The sequence below is a fragment of the Enorma shizhengliae genome, assembly GCF_009676995.1.
Classification (GTDB): Bacteria; Actinomycetota; Coriobacteriia; order Coriobacteriales; family Coriobacteriaceae; genus Enorma; species Enorma massiliensis.
In genome coordinates this window covers 14,063-38,264 of sequence record NZ_VTFZ01000006.1, presented here as the reverse complement: position 1 = coordinate 38,264, position 24,202 = coordinate 14,063, and the positions used below count along the sequence as shown (strand labels likewise).

At 63.6% G+C, this 24,202-nt stretch carries 24 protein-coding genes; 18 read left to right on the top strand and 6 right to left on the bottom strand.

What is annotated here, in order from left to right:
- Positions 1–294: 294 nt before the first annotated feature.
- The 9 genes from hisD to GJE22_RS05505 all read left to right on the top strand — a co-directional run bounded on the left by hisD (position 295) and on the right by GJE22_RS05505 (position 7,679).
- Positions 295–1,824, top strand: a complete 1,530-nt coding sequence (gene hisD, locus GJE22_RS05545) for a histidinol dehydrogenase (RefSeq protein ID WP_144688335.1) — start codon at positions 295–297, stop codon at positions 1,822–1,824.
- Between the two features lie 2 nt (positions 1,825–1,826).
- Positions 1,827–2,942, top strand: a complete 1,116-nt coding sequence (gene hisC / locus GJE22_RS05540) for a histidinol-phosphate transaminase (protein ID WP_144688336.1) — start codon at positions 1,827–1,829, stop codon at positions 2,940–2,942.
- On the top strand, positions 2,939–3,634 hold the full coding sequence (gene hisB, locus GJE22_RS05535) for an imidazoleglycerol-phosphate dehydratase HisB (RefSeq protein ID WP_019129182.1): 696 nt from the start codon (positions 2,939–2,941) through the stop codon (positions 3,632–3,634). The genes hisC and hisB overlap by 4 nt, the downstream gene beginning before the upstream one ends.
- A gap of 125 nt (positions 3,635–3,759) precedes the next feature.
- Positions 3,760–4,506, top strand: a complete 747-nt coding sequence (locus GJE22_RS05530; protein ID WP_144688337.1) for an imidazole glycerol phosphate synthase subunit HisH — start codon at positions 3,760–3,762, stop codon at positions 4,504–4,506.
- A 32-nt stretch (positions 4,507–4,538) separates the two neighbouring features.
- Positions 4,539–5,285: a 1-(5-phosphoribosyl)-5-[(5-phosphoribosylamino)methylideneamino]imidazole-4-carboxamide isomerase gene (locus GJE22_RS05525; RefSeq protein ID WP_144688338.1), complete on the top strand. Its 747-nt coding sequence runs from the start codon at positions 4,539–4,541 to the stop codon at positions 5,283–5,285.
- On the top strand, positions 5,285–6,067 hold the full coding sequence (gene hisF / locus GJE22_RS05520) for an imidazole glycerol phosphate synthase subunit HisF (protein WP_019129185.1): 783 nt from the start codon (positions 5,285–5,287) through the stop codon (positions 6,065–6,067). The genes GJE22_RS05525 and hisF overlap by 1 nt, the downstream gene beginning before the upstream one ends.
- Before the next feature lie 202 nt (positions 6,068–6,269).
- The gene (gene hisI, locus GJE22_RS05515) at positions 6,270–6,596 is read left to right on the top strand and encodes a phosphoribosyl-AMP cyclohydrolase (RefSeq protein ID WP_144688339.1); all 327 of its coding nucleotides are present in this window, start codon (positions 6,270–6,272) and stop codon (positions 6,594–6,596) included.
- 232 nt (positions 6,597–6,828) lie between these two features.
- Positions 6,829–7,146 carry a phosphoribosyl-ATP diphosphatase gene (gene hisE, locus GJE22_RS05510; protein WP_144688340.1) on the top strand — a complete coding sequence of 106 codons (318 nt, stop codon included), beginning with the start codon at positions 6,829–6,831 and terminating at the stop codon, positions 7,144–7,146.
- 167 nt (positions 7,147–7,313) lie between these two features.
- A complete protein-coding gene (locus GJE22_RS05505; RefSeq protein ID WP_186297425.1) occupies positions 7,314–7,679 on the top strand; it encodes an arsenate reductase family protein in 366 nt (121 codons plus the stop codon).
- A 66-nt stretch (positions 7,680–7,745) separates the two neighbouring features.
- On the opposite strand, the gene GJE22_RS05500 is transcribed toward GJE22_RS05505, so the two are convergent.
- Positions 7,746–8,072 (bottom strand): hypothetical protein, encoded by a 327-nt coding sequence (locus GJE22_RS05500; protein WP_144688342.1) that lies wholly within the window; start codon positions 8,070–8,072, stop codon positions 7,746–7,748.
- Positions 8,073–8,200: 128 nt separating this feature from the next.
- Here GJE22_RS05500 and larB point away from each other — a divergent pair, with 128 nt between their 5' ends.
- Positions 8,201–8,962: a nickel pincer cofactor biosynthesis protein LarB gene (gene larB / locus GJE22_RS05495; RefSeq protein WP_144688343.1), complete on the top strand. Its 762-nt coding sequence runs from the start codon at positions 8,201–8,203 to the stop codon at positions 8,960–8,962.
- A 385-nt stretch (positions 8,963–9,347) separates the two neighbouring features.
- On the opposite strand, the gene nagA is transcribed toward larB, so the two are convergent.
- The 5 genes from nagA to GJE22_RS05470 all read right to left on the bottom strand — a co-directional run bounded on the left by nagA (position 9,348) and on the right by GJE22_RS05470 (position 14,345).
- A complete protein-coding gene (gene nagA, locus GJE22_RS05490) occupies positions 9,348–10,508 on the bottom strand; it encodes an N-acetylglucosamine-6-phosphate deacetylase (RefSeq protein ID WP_144688344.1) in 1,161 nt (386 codons plus the stop codon).
- Positions 10,509–10,570: 62 nt separating this feature from the next.
- A complete protein-coding gene (locus GJE22_RS05485) occupies positions 10,571–11,392 on the bottom strand; it encodes a sugar phosphate isomerase family (protein ID WP_144688345.1) in 822 nt (273 codons plus the stop codon).
- Positions 11,393–11,625: 233 nt separating this feature from the next.
- A complete protein-coding gene (locus GJE22_RS05480; RefSeq protein WP_022348906.1) occupies positions 11,626–12,699 on the bottom strand; it encodes an ABC transporter substrate-binding protein in 1,074 nt (357 codons plus the stop codon).
- Positions 12,700–12,798: 99 nt separating this feature from the next.
- Positions 12,799–13,590, bottom strand: coding sequence for an ABC transporter ATP-binding protein (locus GJE22_RS05475; protein ID WP_019129194.1), 792 nt, complete (start codon positions 13,588–13,590; stop codon positions 12,799–12,801).
- Positions 13,566–14,345, bottom strand: coding sequence for an ABC transporter permease (locus tag GJE22_RS05470; RefSeq protein WP_019129195.1), 780 nt, complete (start codon positions 14,343–14,345; stop codon positions 13,566–13,568). Before GJE22_RS05470 ends, GJE22_RS05475 begins: the two co-directional genes overlap by 25 nt.
- 390 nt (positions 14,346–14,735) lie before the next feature.
- Between GJE22_RS05470 and GJE22_RS05465 the strand changes: the two genes are divergently transcribed.
- The 8 genes from GJE22_RS05465 (at position 14,736) to larC (ending at position 24,197) form a co-directional block, all read left to right on the top strand.
- Positions 14,736–15,806, top strand: coding sequence for a LacI family DNA-binding transcriptional regulator (locus tag GJE22_RS05465; protein WP_144688346.1), 1,071 nt, complete (start codon positions 14,736–14,738; stop codon positions 15,804–15,806).
- A 44-nt stretch (positions 15,807–15,850) separates the two neighbouring features.
- Entirely contained in the window at positions 15,851–17,005 is a 1,155-nt protein-coding gene (locus GJE22_RS05460; protein ID WP_144688347.1) for a class II fructose-bisphosphate aldolase, read from the top strand.
- A 3-nt stretch (positions 17,006–17,008) separates the two neighbouring features.
- The gene (locus tag GJE22_RS05455) at positions 17,009–18,169 is read left to right on the top strand and encodes a diphosphate--fructose-6-phosphate 1-phosphotransferase (protein ID WP_144688348.1); all 1,161 of its coding nucleotides are present in this window, start codon (positions 17,009–17,011) and stop codon (positions 18,167–18,169) included.
- Between the two features lie 54 nt (positions 18,170–18,223).
- Positions 18,224–19,060, top strand: coding sequence for a triose-phosphate isomerase (locus GJE22_RS05450; protein WP_144688349.1), 837 nt, complete (start codon positions 18,224–18,226; stop codon positions 19,058–19,060).
- A 33-nt stretch (positions 19,061–19,093) separates the two neighbouring features.
- Positions 19,094–20,590 carry a lactate racemase domain-containing protein gene (locus GJE22_RS05445; protein WP_144688350.1) on the top strand — a complete coding sequence of 499 codons (1,497 nt, stop codon included), beginning with the start codon at positions 19,094–19,096 and terminating at the stop codon, positions 20,588–20,590.
- A 255-nt stretch (positions 20,591–20,845) separates the two neighbouring features.
- On the top strand, positions 20,846–22,108 hold the full coding sequence (locus tag GJE22_RS05440; protein WP_144688351.1) for a glucose-6-phosphate isomerase: 1,263 nt from the start codon (positions 20,846–20,848) through the stop codon (positions 22,106–22,108).
- Between the two features lie 15 nt (positions 22,109–22,123).
- Entirely contained in the window at positions 22,124–22,420 is a 297-nt protein-coding gene (locus GJE22_RS05435) for a PTS sugar transporter subunit IIB (RefSeq protein ID WP_022348895.1), read from the top strand.
- A 307-nt stretch (positions 22,421–22,727) separates the two neighbouring features.
- Positions 22,728–24,197, top strand: a complete 1,470-nt coding sequence (gene larC / locus GJE22_RS05430; RefSeq protein ID WP_144688352.1) for a nickel pincer cofactor biosynthesis protein LarC — start codon at positions 22,728–22,730, stop codon at positions 24,195–24,197.
- Positions 24,198–24,202: the final 5 nt, after the last annotated feature.

The window sequence follows — 24,202 nt, the reverse complement described above, 5'->3', positions numbered from 1 at the left end:
GCTGGCAGCGGTGGTGTCCGCCTCCTCGGTGACGTCGATAGGGTAGGCGAGCATGCCGGAGTGGAAGGCGCCCGCGACGGTGCCGTTCGCTGCGCGGCCCCCTTTATCGGCGTGCCCGCTTGGTAATGAGACAGTTGTGCCGGGTCAAACTGTCTCACCTTCCGATGTGCAGATTGTTTCCATTCAGCACCCGCAACGTCCCGTTTTGTGGATGAAACTTTACCATGCTAAAGTGTACGGGAATATTCACGGCGCACGCGGGGGCGGGCGCCTTTTGCGCTGATTGGAAGTAGCATGAAGACTATCACCCTGGCACCCGGCGAGCGCCTTCGCGCGGGGCAGCTCATTCGCAAGGGCGTGTTGCCCGACGCCGTCGTTGCCTCGGCGCGCTCCATCGTGGAGGATGTGCGCCAGCGCGGCGACGATGCCCTGCGTAGTTATTCGAAGCAGTTCGATGGCGTCGAGCTCGAGGGGCTTCGCTTGCCCCAGGAGGCGCTGGAGCGGGCGCTCGAGCTTGTGAGTCCAAGCTTCCGCGCTGCGCTCGAAAAGGCGGCGGCGCAGATTCGCGCGTTTCACGAGCGCGAGGTCGAGCAGTCGTGGTTCACGACGCGCGCCGACGGAACGATGCTCGGCGTCAAGGTGACGCCCATGGCTGCTGCCGGTGTCTACGTGCCGGGCGGTCGCGCGCAATACCCCTCCACGGTGCTCATGAACATCATACCGGCCAAGGTCGCCGGCGTGGGGCGCATCGTCATGGTGACACCCCCGCAGAACGACCCGCAGATGAGCGAGACCGGGGGCATCTCGCCCCAGACGCTCGCTGCGGCGCGCATCGCAGGCGTGGACGAGATCTATACCGTGGGAGGCGCCCAGGCCATCGCCGCGCTCGCCTACGGCACCGAGAGTATCGAAAAGGCCGATGTCATCACTGGTCCCGGCAACGCCTACGTGGCCGCGGCCAAGCAGCTCGTCTCGGGCGATGTGGGAATCGATATGGTCGCCGGTCCATCCGAGGTCTGCGTGCTCGCCGATGCCACCGCCGAGCCTGCCGTGGTCGCAGCCGATCTCATGGCTCAGGCAGAGCACGATCCGCTCGCCGCTTGCTACCTCATCACCTGCGACGCTGCCTTTGCGGCAGAGGTCGAGCGCGCCATCGAGCTCTTCGTGGCGCAGAGCCCTCGCGAGGAGATCACGCGCGCTTCGCTTGACAACGAGGGGACCATCGTCATCGCTCCGGACATAGCCACGGCAGTCGCCGCGGTGAACACGGTGGCGCCGGAGCACCTTGAGCTTCACTGCGAGGATGCTCTCGGACTTCTGGGCGGTATCCGTAACGCGGGTGCGATCTTTGTGGGGGCCTGGAGCTCCGAGCCGCTTGGAGACTATGTGGCCGGCCCTAATCACACGCTGCCTACGGGCGGCACCGCCCTCTTCTCGAGCCCGCTTTCGGTCGACGATTTCGTCAAGCGCTCGTCGGTCGTATGCTATACGCCCGCCGGTCTGCTCAGCGACGCGCCTGCGACGCAGACGCTCGCCGAGGGCGAGGGCCTCTGGGCGCACGCCCTTTCCGTGGGGCTCCGTCGCCGCAAGCTGGAATGCGGCGCGGCATCCGTGGGGCTCGATGTGCTTGCCGCTGTGGACCTCACGCAGGTTGCCTGGCCCGAAGACGATGCCCGGACCGTTGCCGCCGGGCTGGCCGATGCGGCCGCGGTCGCCGGCGCGGGTGCGGCCGCGGTCGCCGGTGCGGCCGATGACGCCAGCGCCGCCGCCAGCGCTTCCGCGACAAGCTCCGGGGCTTCCGATTCCGCTCGGGAAGGGGAGTAGCCATGGCCCAGCTCTCTCCCGCCATGCGGGCGCTCGTCCAGCCGCATCTCGTGGATATCGAGCCGTACGACCCCAAGTTCACGCCCACGAGCATCAACCTTTCGGCTAACGAAAACACCTATCCGCTGCCTGCGGGCGTGCGCGATGCCATCGACGCAGCCCTCGCCTCGACACCGCTCAACCGCTACCCAGATCCGCTTTCCGGCGAGCTCCGTGCCGAGCTTGCTCGCTGGCATGGCCTGGAGCCCGAGCAGGTCTGCGTGGGTAACGGGGGCGACGAGCTGCTCTTCAACGTGATGCTTGCCTTCGGGGGGCGCGGCCGCGCGCTCGTTACCTGCCCGCCCGATTTTAGCGAGTACGCGTTCTTTGCCTCGCTCGTCGAGACCGAAACGCTGTCTGTCGCTCGCGATCCCGAGTCCTTCGCGCCCCGGGTGGATGACCTCGTGCGCGCGGCGCAGACGGCGAACCTCGTCATCGTGACCTCGCCGAACAACCCTACCGGCGACCTCTTCCCACTCGATGCGGTGGAGCGCCTTTGCGATGCCTGTCAGGGTATCGTGCTCGTTGACGAGGCATATGGGGAATTTGCAGACGAGGGGACCTCGGCGGTGCCGCTTCTCGCGCGCCATGGGAATCTCGTTGTGCTCAAAACGCTGTCGAAGGCGTTCGGCGCGGCGGGTATTCGCTGCGGCTACGTGCTCGCGGCTCCCGACGTCATCGAGGTGTTCTCGGCGGTGCGTCAGATCTATTCGGTGAACGTGCTCACGCAGGCGGCTGCGCTGGCGGCGGTGCGAGCTCGCGACGTCTACGCGCCCGTGGTGGCCCAGATTCGCGCCGAGCGCGAGCGGCTGAGAGTGGCGCTTTCCACCCTGCTCGCTCGCACCGCTCCCGAGCCGCTCGGGCGCGTCTGGCCGAGCCAGGGGAATTTCCTCCTCGTTCGCGTGCCAGAGGCGGGAAACGTGCGCGAACGGCTGCGGGACGAGTATTCTATTCTGGTGCGTGACTTCAGCTACGCCCCCGGGCTCTCGAACTGCCTGCGCATCACCGTGGGTACTCCCGAGGAAAACGATGCGGTTCTTGCCGCGCTCACCGAGCTCTTGGAGGAGGATGCCTCATGACCATCTACAAGAAGCAGCCGCGCGACCTCAAAACGACCTCCACTGCCACGGCTGCCGAAAGCGCGGCGCGCACGAGCGCCGGTCTCGACGAGCTCTTTTCGGCAAGCGCGCGCACGGCAACGGTGCAGCGCGTGACGGGCGAGACGGATATCACGCTCACGCTCACGCTCGACGGCACCGGTTCTTGCGATATCAATACAGGGGTGCCGTTCTTCGACCATATGCTGAACGCGTTTGGCCGTCATGGGCTCTTCGATCTTAAGGTTGAGGCCCTGGGCGATACCGAGGTCGATGCGCACCATACCGTCGAAGACACGGGCATCGTGCTCGGTCGTGCTTTTGCCCAAGCACTCGGCGACAAGGCGCGCATCACGCGCTTCGCCGATGTCGCCATCCCGATGGACGAGACGCTCGTCATGGCGGCGGTCGATATCTCTGGCCGTGGCCAGGCGTATTGCGACCTTCCGCTTCCCACCGAGCGCGTGGGCACGTTCGACACCGAGCTGGCGGTGGAGTTCTTCTACGCCTTTGCGCGCGATGCCGGTGTGACGCTTCATGTGCGCGAGCTCGCAGGTGCGAACTCGCATCACATCATAGAGGCCGCCTTCAAGGCCGTCGGGCGCGCTATGCGCCATGCCTGCGAGTACGACGCGCGCGTGCGCGGCATCCCTTCCACCAAGGGCTCGCTGTAGAGGCTGCGCGTGATTCGCACATGAAGCGCCGACACCCGGTGTTCACGTTTCACGGTTCGCACATGAAACGCCAACACCCGGTGTCTACGTTTCATCTCTACGTTTGATCGTTTGAAGGAGAAGTCATGGCGAACGCCCCCACGATAGCCGTTATCGATTACCACAAGGGAAACCTGTCGTCCGTGGCACGCGGCTTGGCGCGCGCGGGCGCCGAGGCGCTCGTGACCGACGACCCGACGCAGATCCGCACGGCAGATGCCCTCGTGCTACCGGGCGTCGGCTCGTTTTACGATGCGATCGCGTTCATGCACGAATCGGGCCAGGACGAGGCGGTGCTCGATGCGGTTCGCGGCGGAGCGGGCGTGCCGTTTTTGGGAATCTGCCTCGGGCTCCAGCTGCTCTTCGAACGCGGAGACGAAGGCGTTCCCACGGATGGCGCCGCAGTTGAATCAACCGAACCGTACGGGGCGGGCCTTGCCCCGGGCACGGTCTTCGAGGCCGAGGGCCGCCGTTGGGCGCGGGGTCTGGGACTGTTGCACGGCTCGTGCACCGTTTTGCCCTCGCGGCGCCTCAAGGTGCCGCATGTGGGCTGGGACCAGGTCCATCTGACGCATTCCGGGTCGGGGCATCCGCTGCTCCAGGGTTTCGCCGAGGGCACGAACGTCTACTTCACCCATTCCTATGCGGTGGATACCGATATCGATACCTCCGATGCCGTCGCGCTGACGCACTACGCCCGGAACTTCGCTTCCGTCGTGTCCCGCGGCAACCTTTACGGCTGCCAGTTTCATCCTGAGAAATCGTCGGCACACGGGCATCAGATTCTCGAGAACTTCGTCGAGCTGGCGAGGTTGTCAAAGGGGCTGGAGTAATCCAACAATCCGTTTTACCTGCGGAGGTGAACATGATCCTCTTTCCTGCTATCGACCTTATCGCCGGCAAGGTGGTGCGCCTTGAGCGCGGCGACCGGGAGCATATGAAGGTGTACGGCGACGATCCCGCTGCCGTGGCGCGCTCGTTTGCGGAGCAGGGCGCAACATGGGTGCACGTCGTCGATCTTTCCGCTGCGCTCGAGGAGGACGAAAAGGCGCGCGGGGCTAATACCCGTGCTATCGAGGCGATCTGCGCGGTCGAGGGCCTCTCGGTGGATATCGGTGGCGGCGTTCGCTCGCTTGCGCGCATCGATGAACTCGCGGCGCTCGGTTGCAAGCGCATCGCGCTTGGTACGGTTCTGGTGCGCGAGCCGGGGTTTGCCGAGGTGGCAGCCCGTGCGTTCGGAGGCCTGCTGGTTGCCGATGTGGCCGCGCGCGATGGAGAGGTGAAGGTGAACGGCTGGCGCGAGGGCGTGTCGCGCAGCGTCGAAGACGTGGTGGGAGAGCTTTCGAGCCTTGGGTTCAAACATCTCGTATTCACTGATATCGCGCGCGATGGCATGCAGACGGGCATCGATGCCGAAGCGTACCGGCGCGTGGCGCAGGTCGCCGGGTTTCCCGTCGTGGCGTCGGGAGGCATCTCGTCGCTCGACGATATCCGCGCGCTCGCGGCGGCGGGCCCAGAGGCAATAGAGGGCGCTATCACGGGGCGTGCGCTGTATGAGGGGGCCTTCAGCCTGGCCGAGGCCCTTGCTGCCGCCGAGGGAGGAGAGGCTTGATGCTTACCAAACGCGTCATACCCTGTTTGGATGTGAAAAACGGACGCGTGGTGAAGGGCGTGAACTTCGTCGCGCTTCGCGATGCCGGCGATCCGGTAGAGCTCGCTGCAGCATACGACCGTGAGGGCGCCGACGAGGTGATCTTCCTCGATATCACGGCGACGAGCGATAACCGTGCGACTACGATCGACATGGCGGCCCATGCAGCGGAGGAGCTCTCCATACCGTATACGGTGGGCGGCGGCTTTCGTGACCTCGCTGGCATGCGCCAGATGGTCGCGGCCGGTGCCGACAAGGTGTCGCTCAACTCGGCAGCGGTGAAGGACCCCTCGCTTCTCACCCAAGCTGCTGCTGCGTTCGGCAGTCAGGCCGTCATCTGCGCTATAGATGCGAAGCGCGTGGGCGAGCCGGGCGCCCCGGGAGCGGATCGCTGGGAGGTCTACACCGCAGGCGGGCGCACGCCGACGGGCATCGATGCCGTGGCGTGGGCGGAGGAGGCGGCGCGCCGCGGCGCCGGAGAGATCCTGCTCACCAGCATGGACCGCGACGGCACCAAGGAGGGGTTTGATCTCGCGCTCACGCGTGCGGTGGCGCGTGCGGTGCCCATTCCCGTGATCGCGTCCGGCGGTGTGGGAACGCTCGAGCACTTCGCGGAGGGAATCATCGAAGGGGAGGCCGACGCGGTGCTCGCGGCGAGCGTGTTCCATTTCGGTACGTTCAGCATCCGCGAGGTGAAAGAGTACATGGCGGCTCAGGGTATCCCCGTCCGACTGGATTTCTAGCGCCACGGGGTATGAAGCGTGACAGTTGTGCCGGGTCAAACTGTCTCATGATGCAAAACGGGACGGGTTCGTTTTGACTCATTTTTGACTCATGTGCGGAACAGCGTGGTAGATTCCCCCGGCACCGCTGCCGCGCAGTCTCACTGATCGCACACGCCCCGTCCCATTTCGACCATCTTGACTCGCGCAAAAGGAGCTCAAAATGACCATCGACGACCTGACCTTCGACGACCGCGGACTCATCCCGGCGGTCGTGCAGCAGTACGACACCGGCGAGGTGCTCATGGTGGCGTGGATGAATGCCGAATCGCTGCGCCTCACGCAGGAGACGGGGACCACGTGGTTCTGGAGCCGCAGCCGCCAGGAGTTCTGGAACAAGGGAGCCACGAGCGGCAACATGCAGCAGGTCAAGGAAATTCTCGCGGACTGCGACGCGGACACCCTCCTCGTCAAGGTCGACTCGCCCGGTCCCGCCTGCCACACCGGCAACCGCACCTGCTTTCTCCAGCATCTCGGTAGCGCAGAATAGCGTTTTCAACTTTTGGGCACTTCATTGGGGATGATGCGAGTAGCGGGCAATCTGGTTGCGCAAACGCGCAGGTAATCGAGGCGGCCAGTTCAAGACTACATGAGCGACTCGTGTTCGAGTGCCCAAAAGTTGAAAGCTGTTCTGCGGCTCAATGGATTTGCCGACGTTTGCGCGCGGGAAGAACGGGCTTAGCGGGGCGTGCAGGTGTTCAACGCGGATTTGGAGGATGAATATGGGAGAGAGAACGGCAAATGTCGTGCCTGGAGATATCGGCGTCACGATGAAGGGCTTAGCCGAGGTCATTCACGGCCGTCGGGAGGCATCGCCCGAGACGAGCTATACCGCGCGTCTCCTCACGGGGCCGGAGGACAAGTTGCTGAAGAAGGTCGCAGAGGAGGCGACCGAAGTCGTTATGGCGTGCAAGGACGAAGATCACGACCATATTCGCTACGAGGCAGCGGACCTCTTCTACCATCTGCTGGTCACGCTCGAGCGCTACGGCGTCACCATCGAGGAGTTCGCTGGCGAACTCGACGCACGCCATCGGTAGGAGCGCTGTCCGCTCTGCATCCACGACACGCAAATGCATCCTTTACTTTCCTGGAACGTGCTCGCCTCCGCCCATCCGTATGACATGATTTGCATGCTCCGGGGTACAATCGGGCTGGAACATCGGGCGGCCGATGGATGTCGGCGCGATTAGGAGGAGCGGTGCTCATGGCAACCGAGGTGCTTTTTATCGAATATCCCAAGTGCTCGACGTGCAAGAAGGCCAAGAAGTGGCTGGACGATCATGGCGTGAGCTACTTCGATCGCCATATCGTGGAGGACAATCCGCAGGCAGCTGAGATAGCCGATTGGCAGGAGCGGTCCGGCCTACCGGTGCGGCGCTTTTTCAACACGAGCGGCATGAAGTATCGCGAGCTCGGCGTGAAGGCCAAGCTCGATGCGGGAATGTCCGATGAGGACGCCCGCGCCTTGTTGGCAACGGATGGCATGCTGGTCAAGCGCCCAATCGTTGTGGCGGGCGATACCGTGCTCGTGGGATTTCGCGAGGCCGCATGGGAAGCGGCGCTCCTGTAGCCTGCGGCCAAGCGTGTTCACGCGTCTGCGCCATGAGACAGTTTCTCCTGGCACAACTGTCTCATGTTAGGAGAGCAGGCTATTCATCTGCTGCATTTGATACATCACGATGCTGACCACGACGACGCAGACGACCAAGCAGAGTGCGCTGATGATGATGCCGATCGTTGCGGCCCAGCGATACGGGGCGCGACGCTTGCGCGCGAGAATTCCGCATACGATGCTCGTGATGACGAGCACGACGCCGACCGGCCAATTGATGTAATAGCCGATTGCTGCGCCCGCAATACTGGCAACAAGCGAGATGATGGGGAGGGCTGGGCCGGGCGTGCGATGGAGCTGCTCGGAGTCTTTCGCCTCGTCGATTTGATTCGCATCGAAGTGCTCGCTCATATCATGCTCCCAACTGGTTGTTCGTTGCCGCTGCAGGTCGCAGGCGGTTCGGTGCTTTCTCTGCGCGTTGATACCCGATTATACGGCAGCTGTTACCATAGATGAAAAGGTTACAGAGGAGGAACGCAATGGACGCATCGGATCTGGAATCGCTGGCGCGGGCCGTCGCGGCGGGGGAGCTGTCCCCGAGCGAGCTGGTGGAGCGCGTCCGCGTGGGCGCCGTCGCAGATTTGGGCTATGCGCAGGTAGACACCGAGCGCGGCGTGCGCACGGGCGTTTCCGAGGTGATCTATGGCGCAGGGAAGAGCGCCGCGCAGATTGCGGGAATCGTCGATGCCATGCGAAGGGCGGGGCAGGAGCGCATTCTCATCACGCGCATGGATGAACGGAAGGCTGCCGAGCTTGCCGAGATGGGCTGCTCGTTCGCCTACCACGCCGAAGCCCATGCGGGCGTGGTGGGAGAGCTCCCCGAGCCGGATGGAAACGGCGAGATTCTGGTGCTAACGGCCGGCACGAGCGATATCGCCGTTGCCGAGGAAGCGGTGCTGACAGCGCGTTTCTTGGGCAACAGCGTGACCTGCGTGAACGATGCGGGCGTTGCGGGCATACACCGCTTGCTTCGTCATGGTGAGGAGATTGCCCGTGCACAGGTGATCATCGCGATTGCGGGCATGGAGGGCGCGCTGCCGAGCGTGGTGGGGGGCCTTGCCGCTTGTCCGGTCATCGCCGTGCCCACGAGCGTGGGTTACGGGGCGAACCTCGGCGGGCTCACGGCGTTGCTCGCTATGGTGAATAGCTGCGCGAGTGGCGTTTCCGTCGTCAACATAGACAATGGCTTCGGCGCGGCGTATCAGGCTTCGCTGATCAACCATTTGTCGGGGAAGAGGTAACGGCGGGCACGCCGCCCTCTATCCTCTGTGCTCAGACAGTCCTCGCAAAAAGGCCCTCTGGGCCTTTTTTGCTGCGGAACTGCGCCAGAGGATAGAGGGCGGCGTGCCTGACGGCTCGGACTTTGCCGGAAAGTGGTTGGGCCTGCGAGGAGATATGCCGCGCCGGGTGGGGGACCGGGGCTTCAACCTGGTAGGTTGCTTGGATTTGCGGGCCCGAACAACAATGCATTCAATACTTATTCAAGGCCGATGGTTGCGAGCGCAGCTCGCAACCGAGCGAAGGGGGTCCCGAGCTGCTTCTGAGCGCTTCCGCAGCGATTCAGCTTTGCTGAATCGCGAGGACCAGCGAAGAAGCAACCCGGGACCCCCGGTCAGGTGGAAAGCCTTAGCGCTCGTACACCGTTCGGCCGCCCACGATGGTGCGCGCGACCTCCAGGTCGGCGTCGACGATCGTGAGGTCTGCGTCATAGCCGCAGGCGATCTGGCCCTTGGTGGCAAAGCCGATGAGCGTTGCCGGATTCTTCGTCATGAGGCGCACGGCATGCTCGACGTCTGTATCGGCGAACTTCACGATGTTGTGCAGCGCCTGCGCGAGCGTGAGCGTGGAGCCCGCGCGCACGCCGGTGGAGGCGAGCTTCGCGTCGCCGTCCTCAACCACGACATCGTTTACACCGAGCTTGTAGTTGCCGTCCGGGAGGCCTGCGGCCATGATGGAGTCGGTGATGGCCACCACGCGGTCCCATCCCTTCGACTTCAGATACAGCCGCACGCTGCCGGGATGCAGGTGGCGTCCGTCGCAGATGGCCTCGACGTACAGGTCGCTCTCGATGGCGACGCCCCAAATCGCGGGGTCATGCTGATGGAAGAGGCGCATGGCGTTGCCCAGGTGGGTCGCGCTCGCAGCACCGGCGCGCACGCAGGCCATGGACTGGTCGTACCCGGCGCCGCTGTGCCCGATCGCGCAGGTGATGCCCAGGGCGTTGAGCTCGGGGATGAGCTCCTCGACGCCGGGAATCTCGGGAGCGAGGGTCGTGTAGCGCACGTGCCCGCCCGACGCGTCCTGGTACTCACGGAACAGATCGATGCTCGCGGTGTGCATCAGCAGGTGCTCGGGCATGGCGCCCTTGTATTCGCTCGAGAGGCAGGGTCCCTCGAGATGGATGCCCAGAAGCGCGGCGCCATCATAGGGGCCGCCCTCGATGACGCGCTTCGCCTGCTCCATGCACCAGAGCGTTTGCTCAGGCGTATCGGTGAGCACCGAGCAGAGCCAGCCGGTCACGCCCTGGCTGGCGAAGAACCTGCCGATGGTGCGCAAGCCCTCTTCATCGGCGGCGTTCACGTCGACGTTGGCAGCGCCGTGCGTGTGAATGTCGATGAAGCCGGGCAGTACGGTCATGCCCTCGGCGTTGAGCTCGGGCAATTCGCGGAGATTCGCATAGGAACGGGGTAGGCCGGTGATGCGGCCGTTCTCCACGACGACGTCGCAGCGCGTGCTGCCGGTCGGCAGGACCACCGTTGCGCCCTTAATGTAGAGCGAAGAGTCCATAAGGTCTCCCTTCTCGCAGATAGCGGGCCTCGGGATGGCCCCGGGCCCGCTATGTTTGACGGTTAGTATGCCTGCTGCGCCGCGTTCGCGTTCACATAGATGAGCGCATCGGGATGGTTTTGCAGCAGCGTCGCGGGGAACCCGGCGGTGACCGCTCCGTATGCGGCCCGGCGCACCACGGCGCGGTGCCAGTCGCGGAACACGCCCAGGCGCACCTTGCGGGCGCCCAGGATCTCGTGCATGCCGATGGTCACGCAGCGACGCGGGAAGTCCTCGAGGGAGCCGCCCATGTCTGCGATGCAGTTCGTGGCGCGAGTTTCGGGGTGAATATCGAGCGTGCGCGTGCGGAGGGCAGCGAACTCGTCGGGCGTTAGGCTTTCGTCGGGCTCGTTGAAGGCAAGGTGCCCGGTGATGCCGATGCCACCGAAGGCGATATCGACGCCTCCCAGCTCCTCGATGAGCGTGGTGATGCGCTCCAGGTCCGTGGGATCGGGGAACACCCGCTGCTCAGCAGGCATAAGGAGCTCCGGATCGATCTTGCCGTACACCTCACGGTTCATGAAGCCGCGGAACGACAACGGGTCGGACTCGTCGATCCAGGCGCCATCGTCGGTGAGATACTCGTCCATGTTGATGAACCAGCAAGACTTGAGCGAGAGCTGGCGCTCGTTGACGAGGCGTACGAAGATGGGGTACTGTCCCACGGGGCCAACCGGGCAGATGAAGACGGTCTTCTCGCCAAGAGCGTTCTTGCGCTCGATCTCGGTCACCATCTCGAGGGCCATCTGGTAGAACACCTCGCCGGAGTCGCCCAGCTTGAGAAGGGGCACGCGTGCCCCCTGGCCAAGCTCCTCGGCCGAGATGTGGTAGTAATCGTGCTTCATGTTTCGTCCTTTCACGTCGCGACGAACGATTCGTATGAGTTGCCGGAAACGAGGCGAGGAGGATGCCCAGGTGAAGAGGAGGATGCCCGGGCGAAGATGCCCGGGGCCGCTTCTCGCATGCCTTCCATGCCCTCCGTTCGCCGCAGGTATTCCCATAATGCTAGACAGCCGGACGCTGCTCGCGCAGGGCCCGGCTGCTCGTTAGACTACACAGGTTGATCCTGCGGGAGAGGCTACTTGATCTCCTCGAAGATGGTGTTGGCCTCGTCCATGATGTCGGTCTTCACGTAGTTCTCTACCGGAACCTCCTCGGTGACGGTGCCGGCGTCGAGGAAGACCTGCTGCTGGGCCTGGTAGTAGCCCAAAATGGTGTCGGTGTCGCCCTGGCAGTCGACGGCGCCCTGCCAGTCGCCCTCGCCCGTGGACTGCAGGAGGGTCTCCTCGGGAAGGTCGAGCTCGGAAGCGAGGAGCTTGGCGACATCCTCGATGTGCTCAGCGCGATACACATGGCCCTTGGCGATGGCGGCGCCGAAGCGAGCGAGCACCTCGGCGTTCTCGTCGGCGTACTCGGGCAGGCACACATAGCTGCCGGGGAAGGCGACCTCGTCGGAGTAGTCGGTGTTGGTGCCGAGGACGAGGTAGTTGTCGCCCAGCTGCTCCTGGATGGTCACGGTGTTGGGCGACCAGGTGGCGGCGGCGTCGATCTGGCCGGAGATGAGGGCCGTGGTCATGCCGGAGACGTCCATCTCAACCTTGGTGATGTCGTCTTCGGTGAGGCCGGCGTCACGCAGCACGAGGCCGAGGATGATCTCGGAGGAGGTGCCGGTGGAGACGCCTACGGTCTTGCCCTTGAGGTCAGCGGCCGTGGGGACCTTGGTCTTGTCGACCACGACGGCGTCGGCCTGGGAGAGCTGGTCGAAGGCGAAGACAACGGCGTCGCCGGAGATGCACAGCGTGTGCGCGCCGTGCCCGATCTGGGCGATGTCGATGTCGCCGGACTGCATGGCCGTGATCTCGGCCGGGCCGCCCTGGAACTGAGCGGTCTCGACGGTGATGCCCACCTCATCGAAATAGCCCTGGTCGATGGCAGCGAAGAGCGTGCCGGCGGAGCCGAGGTTGGGCATGAAGGCAACGCGGAGCGTCACGGGATCGTAGGACGAGCCACCGGTGGCGGCGCTGCCCTGGGTGCTGCCGGCGGGCGTGTTGCTGCCGCTGCAGCCGGCGAGGCCGGCGGCCATAAGGCCGAGTCCGCCGAGACCGGCGAGCATGCTGCGACGGCTGATGTTGATATCGTTCAGGTTGGACATGATCTTCTCCTTCTCTTGTTCAACCTCGCACCGCGCGGGACGGTGCGCTTTTCCCACTTGAGAGCTGGGCGGCGCCTCAGGCGGCCGCCCGTGCGCCCGTTATTTGCGAACCGACAGGTACTCCTGGTAGACCTGGCTCCAGATTTCGTTCTTGAGCTCGAGGAAGCGGGGCGTCATCTTCGTTGCCTGGTCGCGCGGATAGGGGATATCGATGTCGATGATGTCCTTCACGCGGCCCGGGCGCGCGCTCATGATCACGCAGCGCTGGCCCAAGATGATGGCCTCTTCCACGTCGTGGGTGATGAAGAAGCAGGTCTTGCGCTCCTTCTCCCAGGTCTCGATGAGCTCCTGCTGAAGCTGGGTACGCGTCTGCGCGTCGAGTGCGCCGAAAGGCTCGTCCATAAGGAGCACCTGGGGGTTGGTGGCATAGGCGCGCGCGATAGCCACGCGCTGCTTCATGCCGCCCGAGAGCTCCTTCGGATAGTGGTTGGCGAAGTCCTCAAGGTCGACCATCTTGAGATAGCGGTGGGCGATCTCTTCGGCTTCTTCCTTCGATTTCCCCTGAAGCTTCAGGCCGAACATGACGTTCTTGATAACCGTGAGCCACGGGAAGAGCGCGTACTGCTGGAAGACGATACCGCGCTCCGGGCTCGGCCCATCCACCGGCTTGCCGTCGACCGTAACCTGGCCCTCGGTGGGCGTCTCGAGGCCGCCGATGATGTTCAAGAGCGTGGACTTGCCGCAGCCGGAGGGGCCCACGACGGTGATGAACTCATTCTCGTGGATGTCGAGGTCGACGCCGTTCAGGGCCACCATCTCACCCTTGCGAGTCTGGAACTTCTTCACCACATGGTCGATGTGGACCTTTACTGCTGAACCGTTTCCTGCCATCCGGTGAACCTCCTTTCGAGGAATCGAACGATCTTCTCAAAGCAGATGCCGATGATGCCGAGCATGATGATGCCGAGCAGCACCGTATCCATCTGGTAGTAACCGCTGGCCTGCTGGATCATCATGCCGAGGCCGCGGTCGCCGCCGACGATTTCGGAGGCCATGAGCGTGGTGAGCGAGGTGGACAGGCCAAGGCGTGCCGCCACGAGGATGAAGGGCGTGGTGGCGGGGATGGTCACCTTGAAGAAGATGTCGGTCTGCTTGGCGCCGAGCACGCGGGCAGCCTTGATGAGCGTGGTGTCGACGCCCTTGATGCCCTGGTAGATGGTTACCACCTGAACGAGGAAGGACGCGATGAAAATGACCGCGATCTTGCTCTCGTTGCCAATGCCGAGCCAGGCGATGAGCAGGAAGACGTAGGCGAGGGGCGGGATGTTGCGCACGAACTGGATCCACGGCTCAACGATGTGGCGGATCGGGTCGTACCATGCCATGAGGAAGGCGACGGGGATGGACGTGATGAACGCAAGCCCGAAGCCGATGAGCACGCGCGACAGCGATGCCCAGACGTGCTCGAGCAAGATGCCGCTCTCGAGCTTACTCACAAACGCGGCCCCCACCTCGGCCGGCGGCGCGAAGACGGCGGGCAGCTGGCTCGAGGCGACGAGCCATAACGCGATCGCGCAGGCGAATGAGATGAGCACCCAAACGGCGTTGGGTATCTTCGCCCAGATCGGTTTCTTCTTTTCCTGCATGTCGAAGGGCTCCTTTCTCAGCGTGGTAAGGCGTGGCTGCTCATGACCACAACTTAAACGTATAAGTAGAGCAATGACCGAACTCACTTAGAATATTAGTCATGATGCGATGGGAAAAACAGGAAAAGATTGGCGCCCAAAACCCGCAAAAGAACGTTTCAGACGCATTAAACAGCAGGTAGATATGCTTAAAACGAATCTTAAATCATGCGGGGGGATATTCTATAAACGGTCGGTTTACGCCGCTCAGCGGTATAACGGAAAGAAAGGTGTGATTCTCGCGTGTTTCCTGCGCTTTTGTGGTAACTTAAACGTATAAGTTGAACGATACCGCGATAGCGCTGCTCGTTCGCTCGTTTTATACGTCGGCCACGAGATTCGGGAGGGTGCATGGGCAAGCGCGTTACGCTCAAGGACATCGCCATCGCTGCCGGTGTCACCACGGCGACGGTCTCGTATGTTCTCAACGACACCCCAGGCCAAAAGATTGCTCCCGAGACGCGCGAGCGCGTGCTCAAGGCCGCGCGCGAGCTGAGCTATGTGCCCAATAGCGCGGCGCGCACCCTGCGCGCCCGTCGCTCGCAGTGCGTGGGCGTGGTGGCCAAGAAGAACCTCGCCGTCCCGCGCTTCTCGCAGACCATCCGCGGTATCCAGAGCAGGCTCGAGGATATCGGCTATAACTTGCTGCTGTGCACGAATAAGGTCAAGAAGGGCGGATTGAGCGACTATCTCATCGCCTATCTTGAGGGCCGTGTCGATGGAATCATCTTCCTCGGCAAGGATAATGTTGGGCCCAGCGCGGAGAGCGTCGAGGTGATCGAGCGCGAGCGCGTTCCGTTCGTTGCCTATGACTGTGTCGAGCGTGCGAGCGCGTATAGCACGGTCGATTTCGACTACCGGGGCGGTGCCCGGCTCCTTGCCGAGCGCGTGCTCGCGCCTGCGCCGCGCCGGCTCCTCTACATCGCGCCCGATATCGACGCTCCCCAGGAGCGCCAGCGCGTCGAGGGCCTTTCCGATGCCCTGAAGAACAGCCCCGAGACCGAGCTTATTGAGCTTACGGTTCCCATCACGCTGGATAACCTCGATACATGGGACCTCCGCTACTCGATAGGCGCTACGCCCGAGGGCGACGAGCTCACGGCTTCCTTCGCCCGGGCGCTCCGCGAGGCTATCGGCGGGCTCGAGCGAGGCGACGCGGTCATCGCGAGCTGGTCGGGGTGGACCGAGCCCATCCGCTACCGCTGCCGCGAGCGGGGGATCGTGACGGCGGAGCTCGCGAACAACGGCGAGAGCAATTTCTACCCTGACCTCTGCGTTCGCCTGCCCAACTTCGACGCCGGTGTGTCGTGTGCCGATGAGCTTCTCTCGCTTATCGACGGCAAGCCCTCGAGCGCCCGCCTCCTGCACCTCACGAACGTGCTCGATGGCACGCGAGGTGCCTATGGGGAGGATATCTACTGAAACGCGCCGGCGCCGCCGGCTGGATGCAAAGGAGCCTGATTTCTATGCCACTCGTTCCGCTCAAACCCGTTCTCGACGCCGCCCGGCGCCATGGCTACGCGCAGGGGGCGTTCAACGTCAACGCGGTGTGCCAGGCCAAGGCCGCCATCGAGGTGCACGAGATGTTCCGCAGCCCCGTGATCTTGCAGGGGGCGGACCTCGCCAACGCCTTCATGGGGGGCCGGGCAGACTTCGCGAACGGTACCGTCGAGGACAAGATCCGGGGCGCGAAGAACATCGGTGACGCTGTCAAGCTCTATGGCGAGCATTCGCCCGTTCCCGTGGTGCTCCATCTCGACCACGGGCGCGACATGGAGAGCGTGAAGGCTGCCATCGCGGGCGGCTATACGTCGGTCATGATCGACGGTTCTTCGCTGCCGTTTGAGGAGAACAAGGAGCTCACGCGCGAGGTCGTGAAGTACGCGCACGCCCACGGCGTCTCCGTCGAGGGCGAGCTCGGCGTGCTCGCCGGCGTGGAGGACCATGTGTTCGCGGCATCGTCCACCTATACCAACCCGCTCTCGGCGGTGGAGTTCGTGCGCGACACCGGCGTTGACGCGCTCGCCATCTCCTATGGCACCATGCACGGCGCTTCCAAGGGCAAAAACGTCAAGCTGCGCCGCGAGATTCCCATTGCCATCCGCGAGTGCCTGGCGCACGAGGAGCTCGATTGCGCGCTCGTGAGCCACGGCTCCTCAACGGTGCCGCAGTACATCGTGCGCGAGATCAACGAGCTGGGAGGCCAGATCGGCGAGGCGCACGGCATCCCCGTCGCCGAGCTTCTGGAGGCCATCCCCGCCGGTATCAACAAGATCAACGTCGATACGGACATCCGTCTCGCCGTGACGCGCAACATGCGCGAGCTCTTTGAGCGCGAGCCCGAACTCAAGGAGAGCTCGCTTGCAGGTGTGTGGCAGCTGCTCGATGAGAAGCGCGAGCAGTTCGACCCGCGAGCCTTCCTGCCGCCGGTGTACGACCTCGTCATGTACGGCACCGTTGCCGACGAGGCGCAGGAGAAGCTCGTCGCCGCCATCGAGGCGGGCGTCAAGGAGGCTGTCGGAACGCTCATCGTGCAATTCGGCAGCTACGGCAAGGCGCCGTTGGTCAAGATCGCCACGCTCGACGAGATGGCGGAGCGCTACGCGAAGGAAGGTCGGTAGCTTATGGCAGGCAAGAACATCCTCGTCATGCACGGCGGAGGCCCGACCGCGGTCATCAACGCCTCGCTCTATGGCATCGTGGCAGAAGGCAAGCTCCATGGCGAGATCGAGCACATCTACGGCGCGCACGGCGGCCCCTCTGGCCTCGTGAACGGCACCCTCATCGATCTGGGCGCCATGCCCGATAGCGAGCTCGTGCGCCTGCGCGACGCGCCGGGCTCTGCCATCGGCACGGGCCGCGACGCGCTCGCCGGCCACTATCCGGCCATGGTGGAGCTCCTCATCAAGAACGGTATCGATATCGTCATGCCCACGGGCGGCAACGGCACCATGAACACGTGTGCGCTGCTCCAGGAGGCTATCGACGAGGCGGGAGCCGACATTCAGGTGATCGGCGTGCCCAAGACCATGGACAACGACATCGCCGAGATCGACCACGCGCCCGGTTACGGCAGCGCCGCCCGCTATGTGGCGCAAAGCGTTGGCGAAGTGTGCGCGGACGTACACAGCATGCCCATCCACCTCGTGGTGGTTGAGGTCATGGGCCGATCCGCCGGTTGGGTTGCGGCAGCGAGCTCGCTCGCCGATGCTTGCGGTCAGGGCGGCCCCGACCTCATCTACATGCCGGAGCGCGCATTTGACAAGGAGGCGTTCCTCGCGGACTGCCAGCGCTTGATCGACACCAAGCGCGGCGGCGTCATCGTGGCGAGCGAGGGCCTGCATGACGCGGCGGGCAGTCCCATCGTCGATCCCATCATGGAGGTCGAGCGCGAGACGTACTTCGGCGATGTGTCGTCGCACCTTGCGAACCTTATCGTGGCGAAACTCGGCTACAAGGCCCGCTCGGAGAAGCCGGGTCTGCTCGGCCGTGCGTCGGTTGCGCTTCGCAGCCAGGTTGACGTTGACGAGGCGGAGGAAGTCGGTCGCGCCGCCGTACGTGCCGCGCTTTCCGGCGAGACGGCCAAGATGGTCGGTATCCAGCGCGTGCCGGGCGACGCATACGCCATCGAGACGAACCTTATCGACATGGAGCGCGTGCGCCTCATCGAACGCTGCCTGCCCGACGCCTTCATCAACGAAGCGGGCAACGGCGTCACCCCGGCATTCAAGGAGTGGGCTGCCCCGCTCGTGGGCGAATTGCCGAGCTTTGTAAGCTTCCTGTAGCAAGACCGGTGGGGGCGGACCCTGGTTGTTGCCTCCGCGTCTGAAGGAGTGTGCATGAAACACATCTTTTTGAATCTCAAGCGCTTCGATATCACGCCCGAGCACGGTGGCGTGAACCGTTTGGCGGAGCCCGCCGCATGGGGCGAAGCGGTGACATCGTCCATCAAAGACGTCGCTCTTCGCTACGCCGATGCGGAGTTCGCCGCCTTCCTTCCCGAGGCGCACCTCATCGGCGCCGTCGCCGGTGCTGCCGGAAGCCCGCTCGGTGTGGGCTGCCAGGGCGTCCATACGGCGGACACGGCGCCGGGCGGAAACTTCGGCGCCTTCACGACCCTGCGCACGGGCAATGCCGTGGCGCAGCTCGGCTGCACCTGGGCGCTCATCGGCCACTGCGAGGAGCGCATGAACCTGCGCGCCATCATGGGCGAGGCCGGCGCTGCTCCCGATGCCGTGGAAGCGGCGGTGAATCGCGTGCTCGCGCGCGAGGTGGCTGCGGCTCAGGCAGCGGGCCTCACGGTGCTCTTCTGCATGGGAGAGCGCGAAGAGGAAGTCGATTCGTGGGAAGAGGTGCTCACCGCCCAGCTCACGGGCGGCCTCGAGGGCGCCGATCTCTCTCGCGTGCGCGTTGCGTACGAGCCGGTGTGGAGCATCGGGCCGGGTAAGACGCCCGCCGACGCCCCGTATATCCAGAAGGTGGCCCGTCTCATCAAGGCGACGCTTCCCGGTGTGGACGTGGTCTACGGCGGCGGTCTCAAGGCCGATAACGCTCAGATGCTCGCCGGCATCCCCGAGATCGACGGCGGCCTCATCGCGCTCACCCGCTTCACCGGCGAGATCGGCTTCTACCCGGAGGAATATGCGGAAATCGTCAAGCTGTATCTAGAAGCCTAGCTCATTGGACGCATGAATAAGAAAGGAATGACCATGCATCTGGACTTTGAATGGGGTACCGGCATGATGGGGGCCGAGCTCCCCGATACAACCGACGTCTTCGTCACCGGCGAGACCGTCAAGGACCCCGAGTGCCTGCCCCAGGATTGGGATAGCCTCTACGCGGCAACGCTCGAGAGCATCCGCAACCCCATCGGCATGGAGCCGCTCGCTTCCTATGCGGGGCCGGGCAAGAAGGTCGTCATCGTAATCCCCGATATCGTGAAGGGCGGCACCCAGCCCACCGCGCACCGCAAGGTCGCCATCCGCGCGTGCCTCGATGAACTCTTCGCGAACGGTGTGAAGCACGACGACGTGCTGCTCCTCTTCTCGAACGGCCTGCATCCTCGCACCTCCACCGCCGAGGCTAAGCAGATTCTGGGCGACGACCTCTACAACGAGTTCGAGGCAACCGGCCAGATCACGAGCCACGATTCCGAGGACTACGACCACCTGGTCGATCTGGGCTACACCGCTCAGGGCGACCACGTGATCATGAACAAGTACGTCTACGATGCCGACATCGCCATTCTTATCGGCCATACCCAGGGCAACCCCTATGGCGGTTACTCGGGTGGTTACAAGCACTGCGCCACGGGCATCACCCACTGGCGCTCCATCGGTGCCCACCACGTGCCGCGCGTCATGAGCCGCCCCGACTTCGTGCCGGTGTCTACCCATAGCCTCATGCGCGACAAGTTCGACAGCCAGGGCATGTTCATGGAAGAGAAGATGGGCAAGAAGTTCTTCTGCGTGGACGCGGTGCTCGACACCTGGAGCCGCCAGATCGCCATCTTCTCGGGGTACGCTGCCGAGATGCAGCCCGTGAGCTGGAAGGTTGCCGATAAGCGCACCTATGTGCACTGGGCCGAGAAGAAGTACGACATCGTGGTCATGGGTATGCCCACCAACTTCCACTACGGCGACGGTATGGGTACGAACCCCATCCAGATGATGCAAGCCGTTTCCGCCCAGGTCATTCGCCACAAGCGCATCCTCTCCGATCATTGCGTCTTCGTGATCGCGAGCTACTGCGATGGGTGGTTCCACGACGAGCGCTGGCCGTACCTGCGCGAGCAGTGGGAGCTGTGGCAGTCCGATAAGATGAACACGCTCGACGATATGATCAAGTACGGCGAGTACTTCGCCACCAACGAGGAGTACATCCGCAAGTACCGCTTTGCCGGCGCGTTCCATCCGTTCCATGGCTTCAGCATGATGACCTGCGGAAATCTTGCCGAGAAGTATCTCTCTGCTACGTATATCGTAGGCGCGCAGAAGCCGGGCATCGCCCGTACCATGGGCCTCAAGACCCGTCCGACCTTCGAGGAGGCCATCGCCGACGCCACGCGCAAGTACACCGACGGCAACCCCAACATCCTGGCGCTCCCGCACGCGTACAACCGCGCCGTGCCGCACCTGTGCATGAAGGATCCGTCGCAGAACAGCCACTTCCGCGACGATGCCCCCGCGCATCCCTGCGGTTGCTAAATCTACTCGGTACTGAGGGCACGGGGATATCTCCCGTGCTCAAACAGTCCTCGCGCTTCGCGCTGCGGGACTGCGCCGTGAGATATCCCCGTGCCCTCAGCACGCCAGGTTTATCTTGCTGGACAGCAAGTTCCCAGCGCAGAAGCGGAGGCCGCCATATCGTCCATCGCGAGTTCCGCAGCGAGCGGAGCGAGCGAGGACTGCCCGAGCAGGGGACGATGTGGCGGCCTCCCTGTCGGGGTAAAAGGAGCTGCAATGTTGAAGTTGAACAGAAGCTTTGCCTCGGCATTCGTTGCTGAGGACGAGCTTGTTAGCTATATGGATGAACGTGCCGACGTGTTGGCGCGCTGCCAGGCGGGCGAGGACCGCTATGCGGATTCGCTCGGCTGGCTCTCCGTCGACGAATGGGCGAGTGACGCCATCCTTGACCGCACCTGCGCGCTTGCGGAGCAGATTCGCTCCATGGCCGACACCTTCGTTGTGATCGGCGTAGGCGGCTCGAATAACGGGTCGCGTTCCGTGCAGGCTGCGCTTGCCCCCGAGGGAGCACGGCTTGTGTGGGCGGGGAATACGCTTTCGGCTTGGGAGCTCAATCGCGTGCTCGATGAGCTTGAGGGCCATGATGTGGTGATCGATTGCATCGCCAAGAACTTCGAGACGCTCGAGCCGGGCTCATCGTTCCGCCTGCTCCGCCAGTACCTCGTCGAACGCTATGGCCGCGAGGAGGCCGCGCGCCGCATCGTCTGCACGGGTACGATCGGCTCGCCGCTCGAGGATCTCTGCCGTGCCGAGGGGTACACCTTTGTGCCCTTCGCCACCAACGTGGGAGGCCGCTATACCGCACTTACCGAGGTGCACTTGCTGCCCATGGCGGTTGCAGGCGTGGACATTCGCGCGCTCGTTGCAGGTGCCCGCACCATGGAGCGACTCCTTCGTACGGCGCCAGCGGGGGAGAACTCAGCGTTTGCCTATGCATCGGCTCGCAACATGCTGTGGGACCGCGGGTATCGCGTCGAGCTTCTGAGCTTTTTCGAGCCTCGTTTCCGGTGGTTCTCAAAGTGGTGGGAGCAGCTCTTTGCCGAGAGCGAGGGAAAGGATGGCAGAGGCATATTCCCCGCTGCCGCAGAGTGCTCCGAGGAGCTCCATAGCCTAGGGCAGTTCGTGCAGGACGGCACGCACATCCTTTTCGAGACCTTCCTTGATGTCTTGGAACCGGGTGCGGGCGACAGCCTCGTGTTGGGCGGCACCGACGTGGCGGATGCCTTTGGCTACCTGGACGGCAAAGATTTCTGGGATATCAATAAGGCGAGCTTCACGGCGACCCGCGAGGCGCATGCCGGAATGCTGCCATGCTTTACGCTCGAGCTCGATCGTCTTGATGAGGAGCATATGGGCATGCTCTTCTACTGGTTCGCGTTCGCGTGCTATGCTTCTGGGGAGCTTTTGGGTGTAAACCCCTTTGACCAGCCAGGCGTAGAGGCGTACAAGCGCCTCATGTTCGATGCGCTCGGAAAATAGAGAAAGGATCTCTTTATGAAGACTGTCAAACTGCTTTGCGCTGCCGGTACGTCGACGCAGATTCTTGCCCAGAAGGTGCAGGAGACTGCCGACAACCTCGGTCTCGAGATGGATGTCAAGGCTGCGTCCGTTTCTGGCTCCGATGATGCCTGCAAGGATGCCGACCTGCTGCTTCTTACGCCCCAGGTTGCCTTCAAGCTTGATGTCGTGAAGATGACGTTCCCCGATAAGAAGATCGACGTGATCGATGCGAACGCCTTTGCGACGCTCGATACCCAGGCGATCATCGCGCAGATCAACAAGGAGCTCTAAAGTCCTAGGCTCCCAGGGGGCGCCCGGGCCTCTTCTTCGCTAGTCCTCGGCCTTCGGCCTGCGGAATCGCTCAGAAGAGGCCCGGGCGCCCTTGCGTTACGGGCATAGATGCGGGCGGGGACCGGGCGGTGAGGCGCCCGGGGTCGATGCTGCATGCCCGTCCCAGGCCTGCGGAATCGCTCAGAAGAGGCCCGGGCGCCCTTGCGTTACGGGCATAGATGCGGGCGGGGGCGGAGCGGGCGGTTGTCTTGGAGTTAGGTCTAGGTGATAAGGTGGCCGATGTTTGGCCGCGTGAAAAAGGAGAGACATGGGCAAGACGCTCTATCTAGATTGCACGAGCGGCATCAGCGGCGATATGTTCGCGGCTGCGCTCCTAGACCTTGGTGCCAGCGAGGAGCGTCTGCGCGCGGCGCTCGCGTCGCTTCCGCTCGGTGGCTACGATCTGCACGTGAGCCGCGTGAGCAAGGCGGGCCTCGATTGCTGCGATTTCGACGTAGCGCTCGATTCCCTGCACGAAAACCATGACCACGATATGGCTTACCTGCACGGTCATGATCATCTGCATGAGCATGATGGCGAGGATGGCCATCACCATGAGCACGCCCACCATCATGAGGTGCACCATGCAGAAGAGCATGGGCATGACGCCGAGCATGGCCATAGCCATAAGCACGATCACGACCACCACGGTGAGCCCCACCATCATCACGGTCATCATCACGAGCACCGTGGGCCTGCCGATATCGATGCGATGATCGATGCGGGTTCGCTTGCCGAAGGCGCCAAAGCGCTTGCGCACCGCATCGTGGATGTTCTTGCGCATGCTGAGGCGAAAGCCCACGGCGTGTCGCTTGACGAGGTCCATTTCCACGAGGTCGGCGCTGTCGACTCCATCGTAGACATCGTGTCCGCGGCGGTGCTCTTCGACGACTTGAGCATCGATCGCGTGCTCGTGCCGCAGCTGGTAGACGGGCGCGGCACCATTCGCTGCCAACACGGCATCATCCCGGTGCCGGTGCCTGCCACCCTGAACATCGTTCAGCAGCACGGCCTGCCGCTTTCCGTTTGCGGCGTCGAGGGGGAGCTTGTGACGCCCACGGGCGCTGCTATCGTTGCGGCAATTGCATCCGGGTTCGAGCTTCCTGCGCGGTTTCGCGTGGAGAAGGTGGGTATCGGCGCGGGCAAGCGCGCGTACGAGCGGCCGAGCATCCTGCGCGCCATGCTGATTGACGAACTTCCTCCCCTCGATGCGCCCGCCGCGCGCGAAAACGCTGCTTGCTCCAGCCAGATGCCGCTTGTTTCTGCAGGAGAGCCTACGGTCGATGCCGCCTACGCCGGTCCCGTGGTGCGCCTGGAATGCGATATCGACGACGCTCCGGGCGAGGTGCTCGCGTATGCGGCGGAACGGCTGCGCGAAGCGGGCGCCCGTGAGGTGCATTGGGTGCCTGTGTATGCCAAGAAGGGGCGTCCTGCATGGCAGCTGCAGGTTGTTGCCGTGCCCGATGACATCGAGCGCCTCGAGGGCATCATCTTCGCCGAGACCACCACGATCGGCATTCGGCGTTGGGAGTGTGAGCGCACGGTGCTTGCGCGTTCGGAGTCGTCCGTGACGACGCCGTGGGGTACGGTGCGCGTGAAGACCGTTGACCTTCCCGATGGCTCGCGCCGCGTTTCCCCCGAATACGAGGATTCCGCAGCGCTTGCGCGGGCTGCAGGCATCCCGCTCCAAAAGGTGATGGACGCTGTTCAGTTGGGTATCATGGGGACAGATAGCTGAAGAAG

Bases quoted from the DNA above. Each gene is read 5' to 3' on its own strand.
- hisC (WP_144688336.1), top strand. From the start codon at position 1,827: ATGGCCCAGCTCTCTCCCGCCATGCGGGCGCTCGTCCAGCCGCATCTC.
- hisD (WP_144688335.1), top strand. From the start codon at position 295: ATGAAGACTATCACCCTGGCACCCGGCGAGCGCCTTCGCGCGGGGCAG.
- GJE22_RS05470 (WP_019129195.1), bottom strand. From the start codon at position 14,345: ATGCAGGAAAAGAAGAAACCGATCTGGGCGAAGATACCCAACGCCGTT.
- GJE22_RS05530 (WP_144688337.1), top strand. From the start codon at position 3,760: ATGGCGAACGCCCCCACGATAGCCGTTATCGATTACCACAAGGGAAAC.
- GJE22_RS05480 (WP_022348906.1), bottom strand. From the start codon at position 12,699: ATGTCCAACCTGAACGATATCAACATCAGCCGTCGCAGCATGCTCGCC.
- GJE22_RS05445 (WP_144688350.1), top strand. From the start codon at position 19,094: ATGCATCTGGACTTTGAATGGGGTACCGGCATGATGGGGGCCGAGCTC.
- larC (WP_144688352.1), top strand. From the start codon at position 22,728: ATGGGCAAGACGCTCTATCTAGATTGCACGAGCGGCATCAGCGGCGAT.
- hisF (WP_019129185.1), top strand. From the start codon at position 5,285: ATGCTTACCAAACGCGTCATACCCTGTTTGGATGTGAAAAACGGACGC.
- GJE22_RS05460 (WP_144688347.1), top strand. From the start codon at position 15,851: ATGCCACTCGTTCCGCTCAAACCCGTTCTCGACGCCGCCCGGCGCCAT.
- GJE22_RS05505 (WP_186297425.1), top strand. From the start codon at position 7,314: ATGGCAACCGAGGTGCTTTTTATCGAATATCCCAAGTGCTCGACGTGC.
- GJE22_RS05435 (WP_022348895.1), top strand. From the start codon at position 22,124: ATGAAGACTGTCAAACTGCTTTGCGCTGCCGGTACGTCGACGCAGATT.
- hisI (WP_144688339.1), top strand. From the start codon at position 6,270: ATGACCATCGACGACCTGACCTTCGACGACCGCGGACTCATCCCGGCG.
- GJE22_RS05465 (WP_144688346.1), top strand. From the start codon at position 14,736: ATGGGCAAGCGCGTTACGCTCAAGGACATCGCCATCGCTGCCGGTGTC.
- GJE22_RS05450 (WP_144688349.1), top strand. From the start codon at position 18,224: ATGAAACACATCTTTTTGAATCTCAAGCGCTTCGATATCACGCCCGAG.
- GJE22_RS05485 (WP_144688345.1), bottom strand. From the start codon at position 11,392: ATGAAGCACGATTACTACCACATCTCGGCCGAGGAGCTTGGCCAGGGG.
- GJE22_RS05475 (WP_019129194.1), bottom strand. From the start codon at position 13,590: ATGGCAGGAAACGGTTCAGCAGTAAAGGTCCACATCGACCATGTGGTG.
- larB (WP_144688343.1), top strand. From the start codon at position 8,201: ATGGACGCATCGGATCTGGAATCGCTGGCGCGGGCCGTCGCGGCGGGG.
- nagA (WP_144688344.1), bottom strand. From the start codon at position 10,508: ATGGACTCTTCGCTCTACATTAAGGGCGCAACGGTGGTCCTGCCGACC.
- GJE22_RS05500 (WP_144688342.1), bottom strand. From the start codon at position 8,072: ATGAGCGAGCACTTCGATGCGAATCAAATCGACGAGGCGAAAGACTCC.
- hisB (WP_019129182.1), top strand. From the start codon at position 2,939: ATGACCATCTACAAGAAGCAGCCGCGCGACCTCAAAACGACCTCCACT.
- GJE22_RS05525 (WP_144688338.1), top strand. From the start codon at position 4,539: ATGATCCTCTTTCCTGCTATCGACCTTATCGCCGGCAAGGTGGTGCGC.
- hisE (WP_144688340.1), top strand. From the start codon at position 6,829: ATGGGAGAGAGAACGGCAAATGTCGTGCCTGGAGATATCGGCGTCACG.
- GJE22_RS05455 (WP_144688348.1), top strand. From the start codon at position 17,009: ATGGCAGGCAAGAACATCCTCGTCATGCACGGCGGAGGCCCGACCGCG.
- GJE22_RS05440 (WP_144688351.1), top strand. From the start codon at position 20,846: ATGTTGAAGTTGAACAGAAGCTTTGCCTCGGCATTCGTTGCTGAGGAC.